The 23,086-nt window shown below is 56.3% G+C and carries 23 protein-coding genes; 13 read left to right on the top strand and 10 right to left on the bottom strand.

Going from position 1 to position 23,086, the window contains the following annotated elements; translation table 11 throughout:
* The first annotated feature begins 36 nt into the window (after positions 1-36).
* Positions 37-312, top strand: coding sequence for a co-chaperone GroES (locus AC2D8O_RS10525; protein WP_484678777.1), 276 nt, complete (start codon positions 37-39; stop codon positions 310-312).
* 44 nt (positions 313-356) lie between these two features.
* The gene (gene groL / locus AC2D8O_RS10520) at positions 357-2,009 is read left to right on the top strand and encodes a chaperonin GroEL (protein WP_484678776.1); all 1,653 of its coding nucleotides are present in this window, start codon (positions 357-359) and stop codon (positions 2,007-2,009) included.
* A 68-nt stretch (positions 2,010-2,077) separates the two neighbouring features.
* Here the strand turns inward: groL and AC2D8O_RS10515 are convergent, their stop codons facing one another.
* Positions 2,078-2,692, bottom strand: coding sequence for a YdeI/OmpD-associated family protein (locus tag AC2D8O_RS10515; protein ID WP_484678775.1), 615 nt, complete (start codon positions 2,690-2,692; stop codon positions 2,078-2,080).
* Between the two features lie 51 nt (positions 2,693-2,743).
* Here AC2D8O_RS10515 and AC2D8O_RS10510 point away from each other — a divergent pair, with 51 nt between their 5' ends.
* The 5 genes from AC2D8O_RS10510 to AC2D8O_RS10490 all read left to right on the top strand — a co-directional run bounded on the left by AC2D8O_RS10510 (position 2,744) and on the right by AC2D8O_RS10490 (position 8,548).
* Positions 2,744-3,478 carry a hypothetical protein gene (locus tag AC2D8O_RS10510; protein ID WP_484678774.1) on the top strand — a complete coding sequence of 245 codons (735 nt, stop codon included), beginning with the start codon at positions 2,744-2,746 and terminating at the stop codon, positions 3,476-3,478.
* A gap of 1 nt (position 3,479) precedes the next feature.
* Positions 3,480-4,196, top strand: coding sequence for a hypothetical protein (locus AC2D8O_RS10505; protein ID WP_484678773.1), 717 nt, complete (start codon positions 3,480-3,482; stop codon positions 4,194-4,196).
* A gap of 20 nt (positions 4,197-4,216) precedes the next feature.
* Complete coding sequence (locus tag AC2D8O_RS10500; protein WP_484678772.1) at positions 4,217-4,825, top strand: WbqC family protein; 609 nt, start codon at positions 4,217-4,219, stop codon at positions 4,823-4,825.
* A gap of 57 nt (positions 4,826-4,882) precedes the next feature.
* Entirely contained in the window at positions 4,883-5,920 is a 1,038-nt protein-coding gene (gene nuoH / locus AC2D8O_RS10495) for an NADH-quinone oxidoreductase subunit NuoH (protein ID WP_484678771.1), read from the top strand.
* 102 nt (positions 5,921-6,022) lie between these two features.
* On the top strand, positions 6,023-8,548 hold the full coding sequence (locus tag AC2D8O_RS10490; protein WP_484678770.1) for an ATP-dependent Clp protease ATP-binding subunit: 2,526 nt from the start codon (positions 6,023-6,025) through the stop codon (positions 8,546-8,548).
* A 204-nt stretch (positions 8,549-8,752) separates the two neighbouring features.
* Here the strand turns inward: AC2D8O_RS10490 and AC2D8O_RS10485 are convergent, their stop codons facing one another.
* Positions 8,753-8,947, bottom strand: a complete 195-nt coding sequence (locus AC2D8O_RS10485) for a hypothetical protein (RefSeq protein WP_484678769.1) — start codon at positions 8,945-8,947, stop codon at positions 8,753-8,755.
* 136 nt (positions 8,948-9,083) lie between these two features.
* Between AC2D8O_RS10485 and AC2D8O_RS10480 the strand changes: the two genes are divergently transcribed.
* Positions 9,084-9,458: a CoA-binding protein gene (locus tag AC2D8O_RS10480; RefSeq protein ID WP_484678768.1), complete on the top strand. Its 375-nt coding sequence runs from the start codon at positions 9,084-9,086 to the stop codon at positions 9,456-9,458.
* A gap of 21 nt (positions 9,459-9,479) precedes the next feature.
* A complete protein-coding gene (locus tag AC2D8O_RS10475) occupies positions 9,480-10,154 on the top strand; it encodes a hypothetical protein (RefSeq protein ID WP_484678767.1) in 675 nt (224 codons plus the stop codon).
* A 79-nt stretch (positions 10,155-10,233) separates the two neighbouring features.
* On the opposite strand, the gene AC2D8O_RS10470 is transcribed toward AC2D8O_RS10475, so the two are convergent.
* A complete protein-coding gene (locus AC2D8O_RS10470) occupies positions 10,234-11,619 on the bottom strand; it encodes a poly(R)-hydroxyalkanoic acid synthase subunit PhaE (RefSeq protein WP_484678766.1) in 1,386 nt (461 codons plus the stop codon).
* Positions 11,620-11,873: 254 nt separating this feature from the next.
* On the opposite strand from AC2D8O_RS10470, the gene AC2D8O_RS10465 reads away from it, so the two are divergent.
* Entirely contained in the window at positions 11,874-12,317 is a 444-nt protein-coding gene (locus AC2D8O_RS10465) for a hypothetical protein (protein WP_484678765.1), read from the top strand.
* A complete protein-coding gene (locus tag AC2D8O_RS10460; protein WP_484678764.1) occupies positions 12,314-13,345 on the top strand; it encodes a DMT family transporter in 1,032 nt (343 codons plus the stop codon). Before AC2D8O_RS10465 ends, AC2D8O_RS10460 begins: the two co-directional genes overlap by 4 nt.
* 80 nt (positions 13,346-13,425) lie before the next feature.
* On the opposite strand, the gene AC2D8O_RS10455 is transcribed toward AC2D8O_RS10460, so the two are convergent.
* The 4 genes from AC2D8O_RS10455 to AC2D8O_RS10440 form a co-directional block, all read right to left on the bottom strand.
* Entirely contained in the window at positions 13,426-14,748 is a 1,323-nt protein-coding gene (locus tag AC2D8O_RS10455; protein ID WP_484678763.1) for a M48 family metallopeptidase, read from the bottom strand.
* Positions 14,748-15,830 carry a DUF898 family protein gene (locus tag AC2D8O_RS10450; RefSeq protein ID WP_484678762.1) on the bottom strand — a complete coding sequence of 361 codons (1,083 nt, stop codon included), beginning with the start codon at positions 15,828-15,830 and terminating at the stop codon, positions 14,748-14,750. Before AC2D8O_RS10450 ends, AC2D8O_RS10455 begins: the two co-directional genes overlap by 1 nt.
* Positions 15,831-15,887: 57 nt before the next feature.
* Complete coding sequence (locus tag AC2D8O_RS10445; RefSeq protein ID WP_484678761.1) at positions 15,888-16,466, bottom strand: hypothetical protein; 579 nt, start codon at positions 16,464-16,466, stop codon at positions 15,888-15,890.
* 99 nt (positions 16,467-16,565) lie between these two features.
* Positions 16,566-16,988 carry a hypothetical protein gene (locus AC2D8O_RS10440; RefSeq protein ID WP_484678760.1) on the bottom strand — a complete coding sequence of 141 codons (423 nt, stop codon included), beginning with the start codon at positions 16,986-16,988 and terminating at the stop codon, positions 16,566-16,568.
* Positions 16,989-17,201: 213 nt separating this feature from the next.
* Here AC2D8O_RS10440 and AC2D8O_RS10435 point away from each other — a divergent pair, with 213 nt between their 5' ends.
* The gene (locus AC2D8O_RS10435) at positions 17,202-18,758 is read left to right on the top strand and encodes a cryptochrome/photolyase family protein (RefSeq protein WP_484678759.1); all 1,557 of its coding nucleotides are present in this window, start codon (positions 17,202-17,204) and stop codon (positions 18,756-18,758) included.
* Between the two features lie 4 nt (positions 18,759-18,762).
* Here the strand turns inward: AC2D8O_RS10435 and AC2D8O_RS10430 are convergent, their stop codons facing one another.
* Together AC2D8O_RS10430 and AC2D8O_RS10425 are read right to left on the bottom strand one after the other, a co-directional pair.
* Positions 18,763-19,413, bottom strand: a complete 651-nt coding sequence (locus AC2D8O_RS10430) for a porin family protein (RefSeq protein ID WP_484678758.1) — start codon at positions 19,411-19,413, stop codon at positions 18,763-18,765.
* A gap of 33 nt (positions 19,414-19,446) precedes the next feature.
* Positions 19,447-20,016 (bottom strand): porin family protein, encoded by a 570-nt coding sequence (locus AC2D8O_RS10425; protein ID WP_484678757.1) that lies wholly within the window; start codon positions 20,014-20,016, stop codon positions 19,447-19,449.
* A gap of 118 nt (positions 20,017-20,134) precedes the next feature.
* On the opposite strand from AC2D8O_RS10425, the gene der reads away from it, so the two are divergent.
* Positions 20,135-21,451 carry a ribosome biogenesis GTPase Der gene (gene der, locus AC2D8O_RS10420; protein ID WP_484678756.1) on the top strand — a complete coding sequence of 439 codons (1,317 nt, stop codon included), beginning with the start codon at positions 20,135-20,137 and terminating at the stop codon, positions 21,449-21,451.
* Positions 21,452-21,521: 70 nt separating this feature from the next.
* Here the strand turns inward: der and cysS are convergent, their stop codons facing one another.
* Positions 21,522-23,018: a cysteine--tRNA ligase gene (gene cysS / locus AC2D8O_RS10415; protein ID WP_484678755.1), complete on the bottom strand. Its 1,497-nt coding sequence runs from the start codon at positions 23,016-23,018 to the stop codon at positions 21,522-21,524.
* Positions 23,019-23,086 lie beyond the last annotated feature (68 nt).

Genomic DNA, 23,086 nt, shown 5'->3' with positions numbered 1-23,086 from the left:
CGCACGTCAACATTATCATCAAACCGCTATACATATATGGCACTCTCGATTCAACCTCTGGCAGACCGCGTGGTGATTCAGCCCGCACCTGCCGAAGAAAAGACCGCTTCGGGTATCATTATTCCTGACAGCGCCAAGGAGAAGCCCCAGCGTGGGACCGTAGTGGCAGTAGGCCCTGGCAAAAAGGACGAACCCACCACGGTGAAGGTTGGCCAGACTGTACTGTATGGCAAGTACTCCGGCACGGAGATTTCGATTGAGGGCAACGACTACCTTATCATGAAGGAGTCTGACCTCTACGCTATCATCTGAACCGCCTTTCCAATCCTCTAACACCCCTTTAACTGCACAATATCATGGCAGCAAAACTGATCAAGTTTGACATCGAAGCCCGCGAGAAACTGAAGGCTGGTGTTGACGCTCTGGCAAACGCCGTAAAGGTAACGCTGGGCCCCCGCGGCCGTAACGTCGTTATCGACAAGAAGTTTGGCGCGCCGCTGGTAACCAAGGACGGTGTTACCGTAGCCAAGGAAATCGAGCTGAAGGACGCCATCGAGAACATGGGCGCCCAAATGGTGAAGGAAGTTGCTTCCAAGACCAACGACGCCGCCGGTGACGGCACCACTACTGCCACTGTACTGGCCCAGGCCATCTACCGCGAAGGCATCAAGAACGTAACCGCTGGCGCCAACCCCATGGAGCTGAAGCGCGGTATCGAAGAAGCCGTGAAAGTGGTGGTAGCTGAGCTGAAGAAGCTGAGCAAGCCCATCTCGAACAGCAAGGAAATTGCACAGGTAGGCACCCTCTCTGCCAACAACGACCACGAGATTGGCGATCTGCTGGCCCAGGCTATGGACAAGGTTGGCAAAGACGGTGTAATCACCGTTGAAGAAGCCAAGGGCATCGAGACCTATCTGGACACCGTAGAGGGTATGCAGTTCGACCGCGGCTACATCTCCCCCTACTTCGTGACCAACCCCGACAACATGACTGTCGAGCTGGACGAGCCCTATCTGCTGATCTACGACAAGAAGATCAGCTCGATGAAGGAGCTGCTGCCCGTGCTGGAAGCCGTAGTACGCACCAGCCGTCCGCTCGTCATCATCGCTGAAGACGTAGACGGCGAAGCCCTGGCTACGCTGGTAGTGAACAAGCTGCGTGGTTCGCTGAAAGTAGCTGCCGTAAAGGCGCCAGGCTTTGGCGACCGCCGCAAGGCCATGCTGGAAGATATCGCCATTCTGACTGGCGGTACCGTAATCAGCGAAGAGCGCGGCTACAAGCTGGAGAGCGCTACGATTGATTACCTGGGCCGTTGCTCGAAAGTGAGCATTGACAAGGACAACACCACGGTAGTAGGTGGCGCTGGCAAAGCTGACGACATCAAGGCTCGTGTAAACCAAATCAAGGCTCAGATTGAGACCACGACCAGCGACTACGATAAAGAGAAGCTGAACGAGCGTCTGGCCAAACTGAGCGGCGGTGTTGCCGTGCTCTACATCGGTGCCCCCACCGAAGTGGAAATGAAGGAGAAGAAGGCCCGCGTTGAAGACGCCCTGCACGCAACCCGCGCTGCGGTAGAAGAAGGCATCGTTCCTGGTGGTGGCGTGGCTCTGCTGCGTGCCCAGAAGGCGCTGGAGCCCGGCCGTGGCGGCATTAACGACAACCTGCTGAAGGGTGACGTAGGCATTGGCGTGAGCATCATCCGCCGTGCACTGGAAGCCCCCATCCGCACTATCGTGTCGAACGCCGGTCTGGAAGGTGCTGTCATCATCCAGAAGGTGAAGGAAGGCGAAGGCGACTTCGGCTACAATGCCCGCACTGAGGTTTACGAAAACCTGATTGGTGCTGGTGTTATCGACCCGACGAAGGTTACCCGTTCGGCCCTCGAGAACGCCGCTTCCATCTCTGGCTTGCTGCTCACCACCGAGTGCGTGATCACCGACGAGCCTGAGAAAGATGCCCCCAAGATGCCTGCTGGCATGGGTGGTGGCATGGACATGGGTATGTAATTCCTACAGACCATACAGCGCAACAGCCGGGCGAAAGCCTGGCTGTTGTCGTTTAGGGGAGAAAGGAGTCAGGATTTCGGTGGACGCTTGTGGGCGTCGGCGGGGTAGTTTGCGCGGATGCCCAATGCAGCCAGTTCGGCAATTTCCTTCAGGCGTTTGCTGCGGGTGGTGGGCGTTTTGGCATTGCTCAGCCATTCGAGGATGGCGCGGCGGCTGGAGGGCGAGAAGGCGGCAAAGCGTTCGGCCGCAGGTGGGTGGCTGGCAAGTGCAGCTGCGAGCTCGTCGGGCACGGAGAGCGCCTCTATCTGGTCCAGTTTCTCCCACGAGCCATCCTGTTTGGCCTTTTCAATTGCCAACATGCCAGAAGGATGCATCAGACCCTGCTGGAGCAGCAGCTCCAATTTGGCCTTGTTCACCTTTGACCATCCACTGCCCTTCTTGCGCGGGGTTAGCATCAGCTTGTAGCGGGTGGCGTCGATGGTGTTTGTAACGCTGTCAATCCAGCCAAAGCAGAGGACCTCGTCCACCACCTCGGTGTAGGGAATGTATTCTCCTTCTGCTTTCTTTTTCCTTAATACCAGCCAGATACCTTTTGAGGTTTCATGGTTATCGGCGAGCCACTGGCGCAACTCGGCACGGTTTGCCGGCTCATAATGGGGCAGGGATTCCTTAAAAGAAGGCATGGGCTGGTGGATTGTTTGGTAATTTGTGAAAACCCGCCATTTCTGCTTTCCATGTCCGACCCACTACTGCCTTTGGTGCCTACTCCTGTGCATCGCACAAAATGGTACCTGCGCATACCCTGGGGGCGCTATGCCACCGAAATTCTGGTTATTTTCATTGGCATCACGGTGTCGTTTGCCTTTGACCAGTGGAAGAAGGGCCGCGAGAATGCCGAGCAGGAGCGTCTGCTGCTGGGGGCCCTGCGGCAGGACCTTCAGGAGAAGCTGGAGGAGCTGGAGTCGGACAGTCTGGGCTACTCAGAGGTGATAGAGTGTACACGGCAGTTGCCGCAGATTATGGCGGCGCAGCGCCTGTCGGATGACCAAATCCAGTGTGCCTTTCAACTGTTGGAGCAGGATTTTTTCTTTGAACAGACAACCCCCTCTTATGAAGTGATTACGGGGAACGACCAGTGGAAACTGATACGACAGGACTCACTGAAGCGGGACATCCTAAGGTTGTATGAAAGCGACTACAAAGTGGTAGAATGGCAGTATGGGAATTTCAGCGAGGTAGTGCGGCAGCACAAGCGCCCCTATACGCTGGCACATGCGCAGGCCCCTGGCAATGTGAGTGGTATGCGGGCGGTGACAAATCTACAGGCAGTGCTGCGCGCGCCCGAGATGCAGACCATGCTGTTCAGCACACGGGCCAATGCGTTTGCCTGTCGGGGGGTAATCGCAAGAGCGTTGGCCTCTACCCGCAAAGTCATAACCGAACTCGACCATTATCTCGCCAACCGTTGATATGACGCCCAAGCAGAGAGCACCTATTCGCGACTGGTTTACCCGAATACCGTGGGGCCGCTATGCCACCGAGATTCTGGTGATTTTCATCGGCATAACAATGTCGTTTGCTTTTGAGCAATGGAAAAAGAGCCGTGAAAACGCGGAGCAGGAACGCCAGTTGCTGGCTTCCCTGCGGCAGGACCTGATTGAGAAACTAGGCGAGCTAGAGTCGGACAGTCTGGGGTATACCAACATTATCGCCTGTACAGGAGAAGTAGGGAGCTACAGCAGTCTGGCGTCGCTGACTGCCGAACAGCGCGAGTGCTTCTACAGGGTGTTCTATCAGTTTCTGTATTTCTCGCATCGGACACCGTTCTACGAAACCATCACTGGCAACGACCAATGGAAGCTGCTGCGCAACAAGCCTTTGCAGCGTAGGGTGCTTGCCCTGTTTGAAGCACACTACAAAGTGGTGGAGCTGCAGTATGGTGTGTATGCCGAGGAAGTGAATGCGGGTAAACGCGCCTTTCTGCTGGCCAATGGGACCTTTGATCCTGCCCGCACGGGCGTGCGGGCACTGAAGAACATACCGCAGTTGACGAGTGTGAAAGAGTTTCCAGCACTGGTATATGTTACCCGCTATCAGGCAAACAGCTGTATGGAGGCTATCCGCAGCGCACTGACCGAGACCCGGGCCGTGTTGGCAGATTTAGACGCGTATCTGGCAGAAAGCTAGAGTAGCTACTTTTGCGGGCCATGTTGAGTCCGCTGATACTGCCGCCATATTATCTGCCATCGGTTGCCTGGTGGGCGCTGGCCTATGCTGGGCATCAGGAGGGCCAGCCACTGGTGCTGGGTACCGGTGGGTTTTACCGCAAGCAGACACACTACAGCCGCGCGTATATCAAGCGGCCAGAAGGCATTCAGCGTCTGAGTATTACCGTATCTCAGGACGGTTTGAAGACGCCTCTTGCAGAGGCTCGGCTTACTTACCGGGAACCTTGGAACCGTACCCATATACGCAGCATTGACGCGGCCCTTCGGCGCTCCCCTTTCTATCTGCACTACGCAGAAGACCTTGCACGGATACTGATGATGCCGCACGAGCGGCTGTTGGAGCTGAATGTGGCGCTGATTCAGTACATGGGGAAACGCCTTGGGCTGGTTTTTGAAACATCTGCTGACAATGTGGCAGAAAACTTGGGAATGGATACCGCTGCCCCTGGCTGGTTTGTGACAGTTCCATACTTCCAGCAGTTTGAAGGTTTTGCGCCAAATCTGTCGCTGGTGGACCTTCTGTGCAATGAAGGGCCGCGTACCCACACGGTGCTGAGGGGCTCGGTGCAAAGTTTCCCGCCACGTTGATGCATTTTCCGGGGTAGGGAGTTTGTTCCGTACGCATAGGGGCCTATTTTTGCGCGTATGGATATCCTGAGTACTGTCCTGTTCATCGTCATCGTACTGTTTACGATTCTGACGGCTGCTGCCTATGTCACCTTTGCCGAGCGCAAGGTTTCAGCGTGGATTCAGCAACGCGTGGGTCCCAACCGCGTAGGCCCCTGGGGGCTTCTGCAACCGGCCGCTGACGCCGTGAAGCTGATTCTGCAGGAAGACATTGTGCCTTCTGGCGCCAACCGTTTCATCCACTTCATTTCGCCAGTGATTGGCGTTACGTTGGCCATATCGGCAATGGCGATCCTGCCGTTCGCCAAGGGGTTGCAGATTTTCGATGCGAACATCGGGATTCTGTACACGCTGGCGCTGGGTTCCATCGCGGTGTACAGCGTTACGCTGGCAGGCTGGAGCTCGAACAGCAAGTACTCGCTGCTGGGTGGCCTGCGCAGTTCGGCCCAGATGATTTCCTATGAACTGTCGATGGGTATTGCGGTGGTCAGCGTGATTCTGCTGGCCAACCACTTTGCGCCCGAGGGATCTGAATTCCTGCGCCTTACCACCATTGTAGAGGCCCAGCGCAGCAGTGGCTGGTTCATCATACTGAACCCGATTGGGTTCCTCATTTTCGTTACCTGCGTTTTTGCAGAATGTAACCGGGCACCCTTTGATCTGGCGGAAGCCGAACAGGAACTGGTAGCCGGTTTCCACACCGAGTACTCTTCGATGAAGTTCGGTGCGTTCTACGTGGCCGAATACATGCACGTAGTTATTGGCTCGGGTATCATCAGCACGCTGTTCCTGGGTGGCTACTTGGGTATTGGTGAAGAAGCGCTGGGAGTAGCCAACTGGAGCCCACTGGCACAGGCGCTCTGGGGTATCTCATGGTTCTCGGTCAAGACGATTTTCATGATTTTCGTCTTCCTGTGGGTACGCTGGACGCTGCCCCGTTTCAAGTACAACCAACTGATGGATATTGGCTGGAAGTCATTCATCCCGGTGTCGCTGGCAAATCTTTTGCTGATAGCGCTGGGTCTGCTGATCTACAGCACGTATTTCGGCCAGTAAGGCAAATTGGCAGGCAGGCATGCCAACCTCCGAGGTGGCCAACTTTTTGCCGATATTCTCAGTTGTATTCCAAAGGCATTCAAGTAAAGAGTATCACCTGTTATGGAGGCCAACTTCTCGAACCGTGTACGCGATGTGATTTCCTACAGCAGGGAAGAGGCATTGCGGCTGGGTCATGACTACATCGGCACGGAACACCTCTTGTTGGGGCTGATTCGTGAAGGCGAGGGTATGGCCATCAAAATGCTGGTTAATTTGGGGATTGACCTGCAGAAGCTGCGCAAGACGATAGAGGAATCGGTGCGGGTGACGAATACCAACGTCAACATCGGCAATATTCCTCTGACCAAGCAGGCCGAAAAGGTGCTGAAAATCACGTATCTGGAAGCTAAGCTTTTCAAGAGCGATGTGATTGGTACCGAGCATTTGCTGCTTTCGCTGCTTCGTGACGAAGACAACATCGCCGCGCAGATTCTTTCGCGTTTCGGCGTCACATACGAAATCGTTCGTTCCGAGCTGGAACAGAACGGTGATGGCATCAAGATGGCGTTGCCGTCAGAGCCGTCGGATCCCGGCGCAGGTGCCGCCCAAGGTGGTGGGGACCCCGACCGTCCGAAGAAGAACGTTAAGTCCAAGACGCCTGTTCTGGACAATTTTGGTCGCGACCTGACCCGGATGGCTGAAGAAGGCCGCCTGGACCCTATCATTGGTCGTGACAAGGAAATCGAGCGTGTAGCCCAGGTGCTCAGCCGCCGCAAGAAGAACAATCCGGTACTTATTGGTGAGCCTGGCGTCGGTAAGACTGCCATCGCCGAAGGCCTTGCGCTGCGCATTGTACAGCGCAAGGTGAGCCGTGTGTTGTTCAATAAGCGTGTGGTGAGCCTCGACATTGCCTCGCTGGTGGCTGGTACCAAGTACCGCGGCCAGTTTGAAGAGCGCATGAAGGCAGTACTGGCCGAACTGGAAAAGAGCCCTGACGTGATTCTCTTCATCGATGAGCTGCACACGATAGTGGGCGCAGGCGGTGCAAGCGGCTCATTGGACGCGAGCAACATGTTCAAGCCGGCGCTGGCCCGTGGCGAAATCCAGTGCATTGGTGCTACCACGCTGGACGAATACCGCCAGTTCATCGAGAAAGACGGTGCGCTGGAGCGTCGCTTCCAGAAGATTATGGTGGACCCGACCTCTCCTGACGAGACGGTGCAGATTCTGCAGAACATCAAGGAGAAGTACGAGAACCACCACAACGTGAACTACACCGACGACGCCATCAAGGCGTGCGTCACGCTGTCTGACCGCTATGTGTCGGACAAGCAGTTCCCGGACAAGGCAATAGACGTACTGGACGAAGCTGGCAGCCGCGTGCACATCAGCAACATCCATGTACCGAAGAATATTCTGGACCTCGAAGCCCGCATAGAGCAGGTGAAAGAGGAAAAGAACCGTGTAGTCAAGAGCCAGCGTTATGAGGAGGCTGCCCAACTCCGCGACCAGGAGAAGCGCCTGCTGGAAGAACTGGAACTGGCCAAGCTGGCGTGGGAAGAAGAAACCCGCAGCAAGCGCTACACCGTAACGGAAGAAGACGTGGCTGCCGTGGTAGCCATGATGACGGGTATTCCGGTGAACAAGATTGCCGAAGGCGATGCAAACCGTCTGCTGGCAATGGCCAACGAACTGAAGGCCCGCATCATAGGCCAAGATGAGGCCATCGAAAAACTGGTGCGAGCCATTCAGCGCTCACGTACGGGCCTGAAGGACCCGAACAAGCCCATTGGCTCGTTCATCTTCCTGGGCCAGACGGGTGTGGGTAAGACTGAGCTGGCCAAGGCACTGGCGAACTACCTGTTCGAAGGCGACGACTCGCTGGTGCGGGTAGACATGTCGGAGTACATGGAGAAGTTCTCCGTGTCGCGCCTCATTGGTGCGCCCCCCGGCTATGTAGGCTACGAGGAAGGCGGCCAGCTGACCGAGAAGGTCCGCCGGAAGCCCTACAGTGTCATCCTGTTGGACGAAATCGAGAAAGCCCACCCGGACGTCTTCAACCTGCTGTTGCAGGTGCTGGACGACGGTATCCTGACCGATGGTCTGGGCCGCCGGGTAGACTTCCGCAACACCATCATCATCATGACCTCGAACGTGGGTGCCAAAGAACTGAAGGAGTTCGGCACTGGCGTTGGCTTTGCTACTTCGGCCAAGGTGGCCCGGAGCTACGAGAACATGAAGGGCACGCTGGAAAGCGCGCTGCGCAAGGTGTTCCGCCCCGAGTTCCTGAACCGCATTGACGATGTCATCATCTTCAAGGCGCTTGAGAAAGAACACATCCTCCAGATTGTCGATATCGCTGTGGCGAAGGTAGGCAAGCGTGTAGAAGCGCTGGGCTATCGCTTCGAGGTGTCTGATGAAGTGCGCGAGTTTCTGGCAGATAAGGGCTTTGACCAGCAGTTTGGTGCCCGCCCGCTGAACCGTGCCGTTCAGAAGTACATTGAAGACCCCATTGCGTCAGAACTGCTGAACCTGGATGCCAAGGATTCGGAACTGCTGCGCGTAGAGCTGAATACCGAAACCCAGGAGACATACGTGAAGCGCAGTGGTAAGAAGACCTCACGCGCTACCAAGAGTGGCTCCTGATACGGACTGACGTCCGGACCTGATTGAAATCCAAACGGGCCTGCTTCTTACGGAGCAGGCCCGTCTTATTGTGGGCTACAGGAATTGTATTGGGTCAGAGATGCTGGTATAGGGCAGCCCGTTAATAAAATACCCGCTTCGGGGATGAAGCGGGTATTTTTTGTTCCTTGTGCGTAATGCACGCGCCCTAGCTGGCGCTCACAATTAGTGAGCAGCAGGAGCAGCAGCGGCAGGAGCAGTGCTGTCAGCCTTGGCAGCGCCACTGTCAGCAGGAGCAGGAGCGGGAGCAGCAGCAGCGCTATCAGCAGGAGCTTCAGCGGGCTTGTCAGCTTCTTTGGGACCGCAAGCTACTACGGCGAACATACCAGCGAGGAACAGGAGACCGAAAATCTTCTTCATTGTGTGCGGAATTGAGTTGAAATCCGCGACAAAAATAGCAAATACCAATATGATACAAGTATTTAGTGAAATCTTTTGAGAAAAATACTGTGTTCACAAAGTACACGGGTGTGTATAATTCAGAACAATCACGCAAATGAGTGCATTTACACTGGTTTTGGGTGCCAGCACCAACCCCGAACGATATTCCAATAAGGCGATCCGTATGTTGCGCCAACACGACGAGGCCGTCATTGCAGTTGGTCTTGACTCAGGCGAAGTGGCGGGGGTGCCAATCCGAAAGTCATTGGCTGAGGTGACCGAGCCGATTGACACCTTGACGATGTACCTGGGTGCGGCTCGGCAGGCCCCTTTGATTCCGGCTATTCTGGCGCTGAAGCCTCGTCGTATTGTGTTTAATCCTGGGGCTGAGAACCCCGACCTCGCTGATCTGGCTGAACAAGCTGGCATTCATGTTGTAGAGGCATGTACACTGGTTTTGCTTTCTACAGGCCAGTATGCCACGGCCTGAACAAAGCGTTTATTTTTGTCTATGCGTCTGCTGTCGATAGTGTTGTTGGGAATGCTTCTGCTGCCTGGGTGCGTGCAGGAAGCGGAGCCGCTGTCTCCCAGTCTGGAGGAATTCTTCCCGATTCGGCAAGGTGGGGAGCGGGTTTATGCTGTGCGCGACAGCAATGTGACGACACTGGGCGTTATTGGGCGCAGTTATTTTCTCAGGGAGACCTACCTGGCGCCTTTTGAACTGAATGGCCGGACGCTGTATCCAGTGCGCCGCGATACTTCTTCCTCTGCGAACACGGGCTTTGACTTGGAAGAGGTGTGGCATCATGGCTACCTGTCGCCGTATGCAGAGCGTCAGGAGGGAAATATCCGGCGGTTGGTGCTGGCTTATCCAGTAACCGGCAGCCAGCAGTGGAACATCAACCTGTACAACAACCTGGGCAGCCAGCAGGCCAGTTATTTACTCACCGACACAACCGTAACGCTCAACGGAGTGACTTACGAACGTTGCGCCAAGGTGTTGTGGCGCCGCCGAAAGACGCTGGCATTCGATTTCGAGACATACGAAATCTACGCACCGAAAGTGGGGCTCATCATCCGGTATGATCGGTACTATGAATTCGATCTGGGATTGCCAACCCGGCCGCGTACCACCAACAGCTATTTCACGTTGCTGGAACTGCAAAGCGTCAGCGGCCTCGACTGATTATTGCAGTTTGTTCGCCAGGGTAAAATAAAAGCGGCCCCCGAACATCCCAGGAGCCGCTTCACTGTATAGAAAAGAATTACTTCTTGGCAGGTGCCGTGCGCTTGGCAGCGGGCGCTTCTGTTGTATCGGCAGCGCCGTTCTTGCCCAGGGCTTTCTCCAGTTCATAGAGGCGGGCCTTGAGGTCGTTCACGGTTTTTGCCATTTCATTCATTTCGCTGCGGGGTACTACGGGGTAGTCGGCCATCATGATTTCCATGAGGCGCTGGAAATCGGTACGGATTTCCATGCCGACATTCATGAGGTCGTTCTGCACGTGGGTATACTCTTCAGCCTGGAAGAGGTCGCGGAACGCCGACTCGTTGGCGGCCGCCCACTGCTGGAAGAACTCGTTGAAGCTGCCTGCCTCGTGGCTCTTCTGATAGGCTTTGTAGGCTTTGTCAGCCACTCCTTCGAGCGTCTTTTGGCCAGTCACGTACACTTTGTACTGGAACTGCGTTACGCGGCCCATGTAGTCGGCGTACTTGGCCATCATGTCCTTAACGATGCCGATTGCTTCTGCGTCGCGGCCTCCGAGCGAAGCCTTGAGCATAGGATCCAGGTTCTTCTGGTAGGTATCGTAGAGGTTCTCGTAGATTTTTACGGCCGCCTGTGGGTCGCCTGCCATGAGCTCGGGCAGCAGTTGGCTATGACGCTCGAGCATCTCCTGGTAACGTTTGGCGGTGTGCTGCGCGTTGCCAGAGAGGCCTTCCACGAGTTTGGTCATCTGAGCGTTGAACTGCTGTACGTTCTCGGCCGAAGCGAAGGAGAACACGCGGTCCATTACTTCTTTGTATCGGCTGGGGTGCAGCATCTGCTGGAACTGCTCGGGTGTGAGGGTCTTCTCCTGCATCTGTTTCATCACAGGCATCCAGAACTCCAGCACCTTGAGGTAGGCTTCGGTGCTGCGGGCCGCAAAGTCGGCGGCCTCTTTGGGCATACCGGGCTTGGCATTCTTCAGCAGGTCCTGTTGCATGCGGCCCATGGCTTCAGCCGAGTGGCGGTAGAGATTGGTCCAGTTGTCGTACATGCCGAAAACCTGGCCCAGCATATCGCTTCGGAGCTTGCCGAAGTTGCCCATCATGTCTTGCTGCGAGGTAGCAACAGAGGGCAAGCCGAAGGCTTTCATCTGCTGTTCCCACATGTCACGCATGGCGTTGAAGCCCTGCTCCGTCATGGCAAAGCCGGGCATTGCGGCCATGGTAGGCAGGCCCATGAGGCTTGCCACGCCCTGCTGCGCACGCTGTACCGACTCCATCCACTGCTTGTACATGGATACCTGCTGATCGGCTACCTGGCCATAGAGCTGCTTGCCCTGCTCCTGAAAGTTGCCGGTCATCTGCTGCTGGAGATTGTTCATCCCCTGCATCCATTGCTGGGTCAGCTGCTTCTGCGTGCCGAGCCAAGCCTCATAAAAAGACTTCATCTGATCTGTGGTGCGCTCCATGGCGGGTTCCTCTTTGTAGGGATACACCTGTACCCCGTTGGCAAAACTAGTGAATTTCCGTAAGCGTTTTACAGGGTATGTTGCGAAACATCCCTGAAAAGCGTCTAAATGTTGGGATTAATGCATGAAAGCGGTGTTTTCGGCGTTTTTGTTGCAATACTTAACCGAAGGATAATGTTTGCAAAGGCCGTTGGGAGACTGGTAGCATTTGTACAACTTTGTCCCGTCCAGCTATGAGTATCGAAACGCTGCTGGCCCGCGCGCTGGCACTGTCCACAAATGCCCACCTGGGACAGGTAGATCGCATGGGTATGCCGTATCTGTTTCATGTGATGCGTGTTGCGGCCGCACTTCCCAACCCGGAGGACAAAGTGGTGGCCCTGTTGCACGATGTGCTGGAGGATACCGACACTACAGCCGACGATCTGCTGGCACAAGGCTTTCCGCCCCATTTAGTGGAGGCCGTGCAAGCCCTGACAAAGGACGAAACCGAAGAATATGATGTATACCTGAACCGGGTGAAGGCCAATCCGCAGGCTGTGCGTGTGAAGCTGGCCGACCTGCGTGACAACTTGACCCTGACCCGCTTGACAGAGGTGACTGCTGCCGATCTGCCGCGCCTGAACCGATACCTGAAAGCCTACCACACGCTAACTGCACTCGCTCCACACGCATGAACACCCCCTTGCCCGAAACCGCCGCTCCGGTAGTGGCGGAGGAGAAGGCGCCACCCATTCTCATCACAGCTGTGCCCACCCCCAAGGAACCAGTGCCTGCCCCGATTGCTGCGCCCGACGACAGCTGGAAGGGCCATCTGGCCATGGTGATTCATACCCTCATTATCGGTATCGGATATTCCTATGCCCGGAATGCCTCTGTGGCGTTTGACCCGGAGGTGCTGGTATCGCTACGTATGCTGGGGGGCTTTCTGGTGCTGACGCCGCTGTTCTTCCTGAAGGGAGGCTTCCGGACTTTCAAGCCGACTGCAGACTTATGGAGGTTCATGGTTCTGATGATGCTGCTGGGCATGGCGGGGAATCAGTACTTTTTTGCCGCAGGCCTGAAGCTGACCACCGCGGCCAACGGCGCACTGATGTATGCCATTACGCCAATGTTTGTGCTGCTGATTTCGGTATTCATTGCCAGAGCCGAAGCCATGAGCGCCGGCAAGCTGTTGGGGGTAGTGGTGGCCCTGACGGGGGTGGGTTTCATTTTCAGTCAGAAAAGCCTGGACTTTGGCTCTGATGTGCAGCTGGGCAACCTCATTTCACTGGTGGCTGTCATTTTCTGGAGCATCTATATGGTGTACAACCGCAGGCTGGCAGCCAACCTCGACCCCGTGCAGATGTCGGCAGCCATGATGGCGATGGGGGCGCTGCTGTTCCTGCCCATCATGCTGTGGCGCCTACCCAGTCTGGACTACGCCGCAGTGCCAGCTTCTGGCTGGACAGGCCTGCTGTACATGATTATCATCCACTCGGTGATCTCCTTCCTGCTGATTGTCTATGCACTTGTGAAACTGAAGAGCTCGCAGGTTTCCATCTACATGAACATGCAGCCGGTGGTGGCCACCCTTTGGGCGGTACTGGTGATGGGCGAAGACCTTACGCTGGCCTTTGTTGTTGGCGGTTCGCTTACCGTGCTGGGGGTGTTTCTGCTGAACCTGGCTCAGCGCCGCATGGCCGCCCGCCAGCTGGCCGACTGAGTGACACCCAATTGCTTCAGCGCCTACAGAAAAGACAGCGGCCACAGGAAACTGTGGCCGCTGTGCATTTGCGCGGTAGATCAGTTGTTGCTGAGGGGTGAACTGTTACTGGTTTTCTCGGGTTCGGGAGGGCTCTTGGCCGGTTGCTCCACCGTTTGGGATTCGTCGTGCTTGCCAGGAATTTCTTCCACTGGCGGATGGTACTGGCCATCTTCGAAATACCGGGTAATGTCGGCTTCCTGCTGCTTCTCTTCTTCCGAAAACTCAGCCCAGGTTTTGAAGTTGTCGGCAGTTGAAGGGACCTTGATGGCTTTCCACAGCTCGATCAGGCGGGCAGGCGTCGGGCGGTGGCTGTATTGACGGTCGCGTATGCGGGCTTCGGCGGCTTCGATACGATTGTCTACGATCGGGTGGGTACTGGCCCATTCCATCTCTTTGGGAATGTCGCCGCCGGCAGCCTTCAGGCGTGAGAACATCTGCACCATGCCCTGGGGGTCCAGGTGGTTTTCTTCGAGCATGTCCATGCCGCTTTCATCGGCTTCGGTCTCAAACTCGCGTGAGAACTTGAGCTGATACAGCGCATTGGCATTGTCGACAACTGTAGCAGAAATGCCGCCTACATCGTTGGTGATGATGTTGAGCAGCAGGTAGCTGGAGAGTATGCGTGCGATGGCGCGGGTGGAATGGCGCTTGCGCACATGGCCGAACTCATGGCCCAGAAGTGCCACCAGTTCTTCGGGATTCTCCATGCGGTCGAGCAGGCCTTTGTAAACAAAGATGTAGCCACCTGGGAGGGCGAAGGCATTGACGAGGGAATCGTTGACGACGTAGATACGGGTATTGTACGGGTCGTCTTTTTCCAGCTCGGCAAAAAACTGGTTCATCAGGCGGGTACGGCGGGCGTCAATGAAGGCATCGCCTACCATCTGGCCACGGGTAGGAGCCCCTATCTGTTTTTCGCTCTCGATAGGCAGGTGTTCTACAAACTGCGTGGTGATGAAGGGTAGGCCATAGAGGAAGAACATGACCAGCGAAAGCACAATGGCACTGGCCGAAAAGGCAATTCCTTTCCACCCGGTGCGGGTAAGCTGGCGATAGGTGTTCTGGGTAAAATTGGCCTTGGGATAGGTATTCGCCAGAAACTGGATGAACTGGGGGTGGTCTACCTCCAGTGTCTGATAGGGGAAGCTGCCGTAAGTGAGCACCGCTTTTCCGCTGATGTTGGCATCATTGCGGTGAATGCGGTCTATTTCCCAGTCGACGCGCAGGGGCTGGCCTTCAGGGTCGAGCCAGCCGATGACTACGGAGTCGGCCTCCAGCAGAATGGTGGCATGATGCACCTTGGACGTCAGGCCATTGAAATAACGACCTGTGAATACGGGGACGTTCGGGTGGGTACTCATCAGTTGATGCCAACGTCAAACATGTCGGCCAGGTCTTCGGAGGTTGCGTCGCGGAAGTCGTCTTCGGTCTGGACGACAGCGTCGGGATCGAAGTTGGAAGAGATGCGGATGGAGGAAACGTAGAGTTCGTAAGCGCGGATAGCGGCTACAGGACTCAAAAGTCCAACAGAAAACTGCTTCATGAGAGCATTGGTGATGGTGGTGGACATGTAGTCGCTGACGGTCATGAACGACTCGGCCTCTACATATTCGCCTTCCTGCTCCAGCACGATGTGGTTGATAAGATAAACCTTCATGTCGCGCCAGTGCCAGAAGAAGTAAAACCCAAAGGTGGGTAGCACAAGCAGGACCAGTTTGACATACAGCCAGAGGAGATCGAGCCCCTCGCCCGTGTAGCGCATGCGCAGGCTGCCTATGCGGATGTTGGACAGTACTTCGCGGCGAAGGTCGTTGATGAACCAGGGGAAGTACAGGCCGAGGGTCAGGATGGTTAGTACCTGACCCCGGATATATACTTTGAAGAGATCGGACTGCGTACCGCGATAGCCGCCGTGAATGCCACGCCAACTGGTACGTGACAGACGGTAACGCAGCATGCCGTAAAGCGCCAGCGGCACCAGAACAGCCTGTAGCACATAGCCCAATGCCTGACCTGCCAAGGCCAACTGGGCCTCGCCAGAGTAGAGCAACACCAGGATAACCGCTCCAAAGCCAATGGCAATGGCCAACGCCCGCATGTAACCACGGAAGAGCTCCTGCCCGGTGCCGTGGAAAACGAAACGGCTGCCGGCGAGTTCGGTGTACTGGGCGAAGTAACGAAGTGAGTTGGCTTTTGCCCAGGGATAATAGAGCCCTAGGGAAATGATGGACAGGAGCATGTTGAGCAACTGGATGCCCAGAAACTGCTCGGCCGAGCCCAGAAACCTGAGCCGCCAGGCTTTGCGCGTACTGCTTGCGCGGGGCTCTGGAGAGGGTGGCGAGGCGCTGGCTTCGGCGGTCGGAGGTGGGGTTGCCGAATCGGGAGCCGGTGTGTCGGCAGGGGGAGTGTAGGGCTCCTGTTCAGGAGCGTCCGGTAACGCCATGTTGGATAAAGGAATGCCAGTTAAAGATAATTGGCGTCCAGTGGAGTTGCAAAAGTATCAACCTTTTCGGGGCGGTGGTGGTGGGGCTCCGGCTCGGCTGGCATGGATGGAGTCGCGCAGGGAAATGAAGTCGGACAGGATGAACATGACCGTGAGAAAGGAGATGAGCGCCTCCAGGGTCAGCAGGAACTTGGTGGGGTAAGACCGGGGCAGGATTTCGGCCACACCAAAGAAACTGAAGTTGAGCACGGAGAAATACCAGCAGTCGAACAGGTGCAGCCAGACATCGGCCTTGGGGTCCACACCTTCCAGCGACTTTGGGTTAAATGTGTAGAGACAGAAGAAATCGAGTGCGAAAGAAAAGATGGCCGTCATGATCAGGCCTGCCAGCGCCATCAGGAACTGATAGAAATAGGTGTTGCTCTGTGCCGCATTAACGATGCTTCGGTAGAGTGCCCAGCAGTAAAGGCCGCATTTGCCAACCGCAATCACCAATACTACCCCGGTAAGAAAACCTACACTGGCCCAGGCATTATGAAAGGCGCTGAAGATGAGCAGCGTGATGGCAGCCAAGGCGATATGCCAGTATAGCAGTGCACGAAAGCGCAGCAGGTGTGGGAAAGGGCTGGACAACATGTGAGGCAAGATACCACGCAGCAATAAAAAAGCCCTGCCAGATGGGGCAGGGCTTGAGTGTGGTGAGAGAGAGAGAGAGTGTGTGTGTGGGCAGGCGGCTCAGAGTTCCAGTGCGCTGGGGTGTGAAAGCAGGCTGGGGAGGTCTAATTCGCTGGCGACAAAAGTAACGGCAGGGGTGCCGTCGGGCAGGAGCAGGAGAACCATCAGGCGGTCGTGCAGGGTGTCCTGACGGAAGCCGACAACCTTTACCTCGCGGTTGCTGTCATCAATGGGCAGAAGGTCGAAGGCGTAGCCGTTGGTGCCTTTCACAAATACATAGTCTGTGTTTAGCGTCCAGTTGCCATGGTACTCGGCGGCAACCAGATAGGCAGTTCGGATGCTCTCGCGCACATCGGCACTGAGCTGAACCGTCATGAAGGCAGGGGCAGGTGGCGTCGGTGGGATGGGAGCTTGTTGGGCTTTGGCAGCAAAGCCAACCAGCGTGAACAGAGACAGCAGTACGGTGGTGCGGAGCGTTTTCATATGAGTGTGAGGTGAGAGTGAGAGAAAGAGTGGTGAGTGAGTGGCCGGTTGCACGGTATGCCGGTAATATGTCAATGGGTGTGCCAGAACGTAGAATCGCGTGAATTGAGGTGCTTGAGCGGTTTTTTGTTAAGAGGGATGTTCGGAAGCGGACACTTTCTGTGCGTGGGCGAACAGTGGGAACCGGTCCGCCTGGGATGTTGTAGCCAAGAGATGCCGCTAAAGACAGAGACATTGCGCCTGATACTGGGAGATCAGCTGAACGCGCACCACAGTTGGTACCGCACGGTAGACGACCGGGTGCAGTACGTGCTGATGGAAGTGCGCAGCGAGCAGGAATATGTGCTTCATCACGTGCAGAAAATCCAGCTTTTCTTCGCGGCCATGCGGGCATTTGCCAGTTGGTTGCAGCAGCAGGGGCATCGGGTGCGGTATTATCGGATTGTGGATGCCGACAACCAGCACGGCTTTGAGGCGAATCTGGCGCAGCTTGTGGGAGAAACCGGTGCGCGCAAGGTGGAGTATCAGTTGCCCGATGAATACCGCCTGGATCAGGAGCTGGTTCAACTGGCTGACAGGCTGCGGGGGCAGGGACTGGAGGTGAGCGTGTGCGACACCGAACACTTCCTGACAGAAAGGAACACGCTGGCCCAGCACTTCAAAGGCAAGAAGCAGTGGCTGATGGAGAGCTTTTATCGAATGATGCGAAAGCGGACGGGGCTTCTGATGGATGCTGCAGGGGAGCCAGTGGGTGGTGCCTGGAACTATGACAGCGAAAACCGGCAGCCTCCGCCGCCCGCCGGCTATGTGTTTCCCAAGTATCCGGATATGGCACCCGTGCCCGAGGATGTGCTGGCAGATATCAAGGCGGCGGGTATTCCGCACTTTGGGGCCTGGCAGGGCGACCTGAGCCTGCCGTATACCCGCACCCAGGCACTGGCGCTGCTGGCGCACTTTGTGGAACATCAGCTGGCGGGCTTTGGGGCGCTGCAGGATGCGATGGTGGCAAGAGAAACGCTGCTGCACCACAGCGCGCTGAGTGTGGCGCTGAATCTGAAACTGCTGTCGCCCGCGGAAGTATTGGAGGCCGTGGTGCAGGCATGGCAGCAGGCGCCGCAGCGTTTTCCACTTGCATCGGTAGAAGGTTTCGTGCGGCAGATACTGGGCTGGCGCGAGTATGTGCGGGGTATCTACTGGGCGCTGATGCCGGAGTATGCGCTGCGCAATCATCTGGGGGCACACAGGCCCCTGCCTGCATGGTTCTGGACGGGCCAGACGCACATGCGTTGCCTCTCAGTAACCATAGGGCAGAGCCTGCGCAATGCCTATGCGCACCATATTCAGCGGCTGATGGTGGTAGGCAACTTCGCAGCACTGGCTGGGCTGGAGCCTGCCGAGGTGAATGCCTGGTATCTGGGCATCTATGCCGATGCGCTTGAGTGGGTGCAGCTCCCCAATACCCACGGAATGAGTCAGTACGCCGATGGGGGTGTCATTGCGACCAAGCCCTATGTGTCAGGTGGGGCGTATCTCCACCGAATGAGCGACTACTGCAAAGGCTGTGCGTACGATCCGCGGAAAAAGCATGGCAAAAGCGCATGTCCGTTCAACAGCCTGTACTGGCATTTTCTGGCTCGTAACCGCGAGGTATTTGCCCGTAACCCCCGTATGGCCATGATGTACGGTACGCTGGACCGCATGGCGCCAGAAGACCGCAGTGCACTGTTGTATCAGGCTGAGGCGTATCTGGGGCAACTGGAGGTGCTGTAGCCTCTCAGAACAGAAAGTAAGTCAGCGACAGCTGATAGCCGTAGTCTTTGGGATATCCAAAGTCGGGGTCCGTTGCTCTGTAGCGCTGCAAGCCAATGTCATAGCGGAGGTCAAGATTCAATCGATCATAGCTGGCGCCAACACCCAAATGATACCCGTAGCCGTAGTTGGCGAAAGCCCTGGTAGTAGACACCCCCTCAATGAAAGTGCCAGGAGTTGAGAAATAAGCTCCCAGCAGCGGCCAGATGCTGACCTTTTCCTTTGCAAATACTTTGTAGCCAATCAGTAACGGGATGTCGAAAGCTGTCTGAGTGATCGGGAAGTTGTAGGCCTGATTGGGAGGGCGGCGTGCATCTACCACACAACTTCGCTCAACGTAATTTGATTCTAACTGAAGAAAGAATCTGCGGTAGGTAATCCGAAATGAGAATCCAAGCTGATAATTGACTTTGAAGGTGGTAGAGACCTCTCCCTTGGGCCATACAATACCCGTGTAATTAAGCCCAATTTTAGGCCCCAGGGTGAAGTGAAAGTTTTGAGCTTGGGCTGTTAAGCAGAACAAAGTAAGCAGCAGCGCTGAGACAGTCTTTTTCAATGGTTGGGGCAGCTTTACTTGATATACGAAAGTAGTAATAAACAAAAAAAACAGGCCCACATGGGCCTGTTTTTTGTCAGCGTCGTAGCCGACTCAGAGGATCTTGAAGCCCACGCCGAGTTGGAAGAGGCCATTGCTGGGCTTTCCAGCGCCGCCCGACTCCTTGAAACGGTTGAACGTCCACTCGTAGCGGAGGTCGATAGTGATTTTGGCAATGTCAACGCCCACACCTGCCTGGCCACCCCAGGAGAAGTCGTTGATGTTCTCGGCTACGAGGTCGCCACCAGTGGAGGCGGTGAGCGACGCTACGGGGCCCAGCATCATGCGTACGTTTACCAGCTTCAGGTCTACAATCTTGTAGCCCAGCATTACGGGAATATCAACGCTCTGGATTTGAGACTTGAACGTGGTGCCGCCGATGGTGACATCGCTGTTACGGCTCGTGAAGTAAACCTCAGGCTGAATATAGAGCTTGCGGATGTTCACCCGGGCGAAGCCCCCAGCAACAAAGCCCAAACGGTAGGTTGAGGAAAGGTCTACGTTGTCTTTGATGAGAGTCGAGTAGTTGATGCCGACTTTAGGGCCAAAAGTGACGGGTACCAATTGGGCAAAGGCGGTGGAGCCAACCAAGAGGAAGGCAAAAACAGACAGAAGTTTTTTCATAATTCTGGCAGTGGTTAGTACTGGTTTGGGGACCAAGTTACGTGGTAATTAACCAACTATCGTGCCATTGCGGGCAAAGCGTGTACCTTTGTGGTCCCGCACTCGCGGCAGAGTTTCCATGGAAGGTATTGTAGCAATAGTAGGACGGCCCAATGTGGGCAAAAGCACCCTGTTTAATCGATTGATAGAGCAGCGGCAGGCCATAGTAGAGGATATGCCGGGCGTTACGCGTGACCGCAACACAGGCAATGCCACATGGGGTGGGCGTTTCTTTACGGTAATAGACACTGGCGGCTATGTGCCAGACAGTGCCGATGTGTTCGAGGCTGCCATACGTGAGCAGGTAGAGATTGCCCTTCAGGAGGCCAATGTAGTTGTATTTATCGTGGACGTGAAGGACGGCCTGACACCTGCCGATGAGGATATTCTGGACGTCATCCGCCGCCGGAAGAAGACAGACGCCAAGGTGGTGCTGGGCGTAAACAAGGTGGACAACTACGCGCGCGAGCTGCGCTCGGCCGAGTTCTATGCGCTGGGTCTTTCAGAAGCATTTCCCATCTCGGCAATGACGGGAGCGGGTACGGGTGACCTGCTGGATGAAGTGGTGCGTCTGCTGCCCACCGATGCCGAACCTGTCTTGGAAGAAGGCGTACCCAAGATTGCCATAGTAGGTCGCCCCAACGTAGGCAAGAGCAGCCTCATCAATGCACTGCTGGGGAAGCAGCAGCATATTGTCACGCCCATCGCAGGTACTACCCGCGACTCTATCGCCACTCGCTACAAAGCCTTTGGCTTCGACTTTTACCTGATAGATACGGCAGGTATGCGGCGCAAGGCCCGGGTGAACGACAACGTGGAGTTCTATTCGGTCATCCGCACCCTGCGGGCCATTCAGGAAGCCGATATAGTGATGCTGATGGTGGACGCTAACGCAGGCATAGAAGCCCAGGACCTAGCCATTCTGCACCAGATAGACAAGCAGCGCAAGCCGCTGATCATCCTGGCCAACAAGTGGGACACTGTGCCCAAGACCCCTACGGCCGACCGGGACCTGCGCACCCAGATAGAGGCTCGAATTGCGCCACTCTCCAATATCCCCATCCTTTTTATCTCCGCGCTGGAGAAGGTGCGTCTGCACAAAGCGCTGGAGAAGGCGAAGGAGATCTACGACCAGCGCAACCGCATTGTGCCAACGCGCGAGCTGAACGAAGTGCTCATTCCCATCATAGAGCAGACACCCCCGCCTTCGCAGCGTGGCAAGCTCATCCGTATCAAGTTCATTACGCAGGTAGAAGGCCGCGTGCCCACTTTCCTGATGTTCTGTAACCACCCCAAGCTGGTGAAGGAAAACTACAAGCGTTTTCTGGAAACGAAGATCCGCGAGAACTTTGGCTTTGAGGCTTGGCCGCTCAATATCTTCTTCCGCGAGAAGTAAGCCTTGCACGGGTACTGATACAGAAACGGGCTGCCAATGGCAGCCCGTTTTCATGTCATGAACGGATAGCTTACTCCACCACCCAGGTGGTGCCCGCCGGTCCGTCTTTCAGTTGCACGCCAGCTGCGGCCAGGCGGTCGCGGATCTGGTCGGAGATGGCGAAGTTCTTGGCCTTGCGGGCATCGGCGCGGAGCTCTACCAGCAGTTGCAGGGCGGCGTCCAGAGCGGTGGTCTGGTCGCTGGCTTCGTCATCTGACAGGCCCAGCACATCCGTAACAAAGCCCTTCAGCAGGGTACGGAGGGCGGTCAGGTCGGCTTCGGAAATCTGCTCCTGTCCCTGGTGCAGGGCGTGCAGCCACTTGGCGGCCTCAAACAGCTCGGCGATGGCGATGGCGGTGTTGAGGTCGTCGTTGAGGGCGGCGGTGAGGCGTGCTTCCAGCGCGGGAATGTCAAAGCCAGTAGTGGCGCCGGCGGTGGGCTTGATGCTGTCTAGCAGGCGCAGGGCCGCCATGAGGCGGCGGTAGGCCTTTTCGCTGGCGCGCAGGGCTTCGTCGGAGAAGTCGAGCGTAGAGCGGTAGTGGCTTTGCAGCACAAAGAACCGGATAGCCATGGGGCTGAAGGCCTGCGTCAGCAGCCGGTGGGTGCCTGTGAAGAATTCCTCCAGCGTGATGAAGTTGCCCAGGGACTTGCCCATCTTCTGGCCGCCGATGGTGACCATGTTATTGTGCAGCCAATAACGGGCCTCGTTCCCCGGCTGGGTGGGGTGGTGATGGTGCTGGCAGGCGTTGGACTGGGCAATCTCGGCCTCGTGGTGCGGGAACATGAGGTCGAGGCCACCGGCGTGGATGTCGAACTGTGCGCCCAGGTATTTGGTGCTCATGGCCGTGCATTCGATGTGCCAGCCGGGGAAGCCCACACCCCAGGGACTTTCCCATTTCATGAGATGCTCGGGCGAGGCGTTTTTCCAGAGCGCGAAGTCGCTGGGGTGGCGCTTTTCTTCCTGGCCGTCCAGGTCGCGGGTGCCCTGAATGGCTTCTTCCACCTGGTCGCGGCCAGAGAGTTCGCCGTAGGGATAGGCCTTTCGGTAGGCCTGTACGTCGAAATACACCGAGCCCCTGCTCACGTAGGCAAAGCCGTTGTCGAGAATCTGCTGTACTAGGGCAATCTGTTCGGGTATGTGGCCGGTAGCGCGGGGCTCGATGGACGGACGGCTGACGTTGAGCCGGGCCATGAGGTGGTGGTAGCGGTCGGTATAATACTGGGCTACCTCCATGGGCTCCAGCTGTTCCAGCCGTGCCTGCTTGGAGATTTTGTCCTCGCCTTCGTCGCTGTCGCCCGTGAGGTGGCCTACGTCGGTGATGTTGCGGACATAGCGCACCTTGTAGCCGCTGTACTTGAGCCAGCGGAACAGGATGTCGAAGCTGATGGCCGAACGGGCGTGGCCCAGGTGCGGGTCGCCGTAGACGGTGGGTCCGCAGAGGTACATGCCCACGAAGGGCGGGTTCAGCGGCTCGAAGCGTTCTTTCTGACGGGTGAGGGTGTTATGAAGATGCAGTTTGTGTTCCACAGGATTCCAGAGATAATGAGTTGTGCAAAAGCTGAACAGGCGCGGCCGGGCGGCGCAGGAATCAACAG

Source organism: Pontibacter sp. T17, assembly GCF_057219875.1.
Note: the sequence above shows the minus strand (reverse complement) of the source record. Positions and strands in the feature narration are given on the sequence as shown.

What these genes read in the sequence shown, in the direction of transcription:
- AC2D8O_RS10525 (WP_484678777.1), top strand. Translation starts at nt 37, where the DNA reads ATGGCACTCTCGATTCAACCTCTGGCAGACCGCGTGGTGATTCAGCCC.
- groL (WP_484678776.1), top strand. Translation starts at nt 357, where the DNA reads ATGGCAGCAAAACTGATCAAGTTTGACATCGAAGCCCGCGAGAAACTG.
- AC2D8O_RS10475 (WP_484678767.1), top strand. Translation starts at nt 9,480, where the DNA reads ATGCGTCTGCTGTCGATAGTGTTGTTGGGAATGCTTCTGCTGCCTGGG.
- AC2D8O_RS10490 (WP_484678770.1), top strand. Translation starts at nt 6,023, where the DNA reads ATGGAGGCCAACTTCTCGAACCGTGTACGCGATGTGATTTCCTACAGC.
- AC2D8O_RS10500 (WP_484678772.1), top strand. Translation starts at nt 4,217, where the DNA reads ATGTTGAGTCCGCTGATACTGCCGCCATATTATCTGCCATCGGTTGCC.
- nuoH (WP_484678771.1), top strand. Translation starts at nt 4,883, where the DNA reads ATGGATATCCTGAGTACTGTCCTGTTCATCGTCATCGTACTGTTTACG.
- AC2D8O_RS10450 (WP_484678762.1), bottom strand. Translation starts at nt 15,830, where the DNA reads ATGGCGTTACCGGACGCTCCTGAACAGGAGCCCTACACTCCCCCTGCC.
- der (WP_484678756.1), top strand. Translation starts at nt 20,135, where the DNA reads ATGGAAGGTATTGTAGCAATAGTAGGACGGCCCAATGTGGGCAAAAGC.
- AC2D8O_RS10445 (WP_484678761.1), bottom strand. Translation starts at nt 16,466, where the DNA reads ATGTTGTCCAGCCCTTTCCCACACCTGCTGCGCTTTCGTGCACTGCTA.
- AC2D8O_RS10435 (WP_484678759.1), top strand. Translation starts at nt 17,202, where the DNA reads ATGCCGCTAAAGACAGAGACATTGCGCCTGATACTGGGAGATCAGCTG.
- AC2D8O_RS10425 (WP_484678757.1), bottom strand. Translation starts at nt 20,016, where the DNA reads ATGAAAAAACTTCTGTCTGTTTTTGCCTTCCTCTTGGTTGGCTCCACC.
- AC2D8O_RS10455 (WP_484678763.1), bottom strand. Translation starts at nt 14,748, where the DNA reads ATGAGTACCCACCCGAACGTCCCCGTATTCACAGGTCGTTATTTCAAT.
- AC2D8O_RS10440 (WP_484678760.1), bottom strand. Translation starts at nt 16,988, where the DNA reads ATGAAAACGCTCCGCACCACCGTACTGCTGTCTCTGTTCACGCTGGTT.
- AC2D8O_RS10470 (WP_484678766.1), bottom strand. Translation starts at nt 11,619, where the DNA reads ATGAAGTCTTTTTATGAGGCTTGGCTCGGCACGCAGAAGCAGCTGACC.
- AC2D8O_RS10515 (WP_484678775.1), bottom strand. Translation starts at nt 2,692, where the DNA reads ATGCCTTCTTTTAAGGAATCCCTGCCCCATTATGAGCCGGCAAACCGT.
- AC2D8O_RS10505 (WP_484678773.1), top strand. Translation starts at nt 3,480, where the DNA reads ATGACGCCCAAGCAGAGAGCACCTATTCGCGACTGGTTTACCCGAATA.
- AC2D8O_RS10465 (WP_484678765.1), top strand. Translation starts at nt 11,874, where the DNA reads ATGAGTATCGAAACGCTGCTGGCCCGCGCGCTGGCACTGTCCACAAAT.
- AC2D8O_RS10485 (WP_484678769.1), bottom strand. Translation starts at nt 8,947, where the DNA reads ATGAAGAAGATTTTCGGTCTCCTGTTCCTCGCTGGTATGTTCGCCGTA.
- AC2D8O_RS10480 (WP_484678768.1), top strand. Translation starts at nt 9,084, where the DNA reads ATGAGTGCATTTACACTGGTTTTGGGTGCCAGCACCAACCCCGAACGA.
- AC2D8O_RS10510 (WP_484678774.1), top strand. Translation starts at nt 2,744, where the DNA reads ATGTCCGACCCACTACTGCCTTTGGTGCCTACTCCTGTGCATCGCACA.
- AC2D8O_RS10460 (WP_484678764.1), top strand. Translation starts at nt 12,314, where the DNA reads ATGAACACCCCCTTGCCCGAAACCGCCGCTCCGGTAGTGGCGGAGGAG.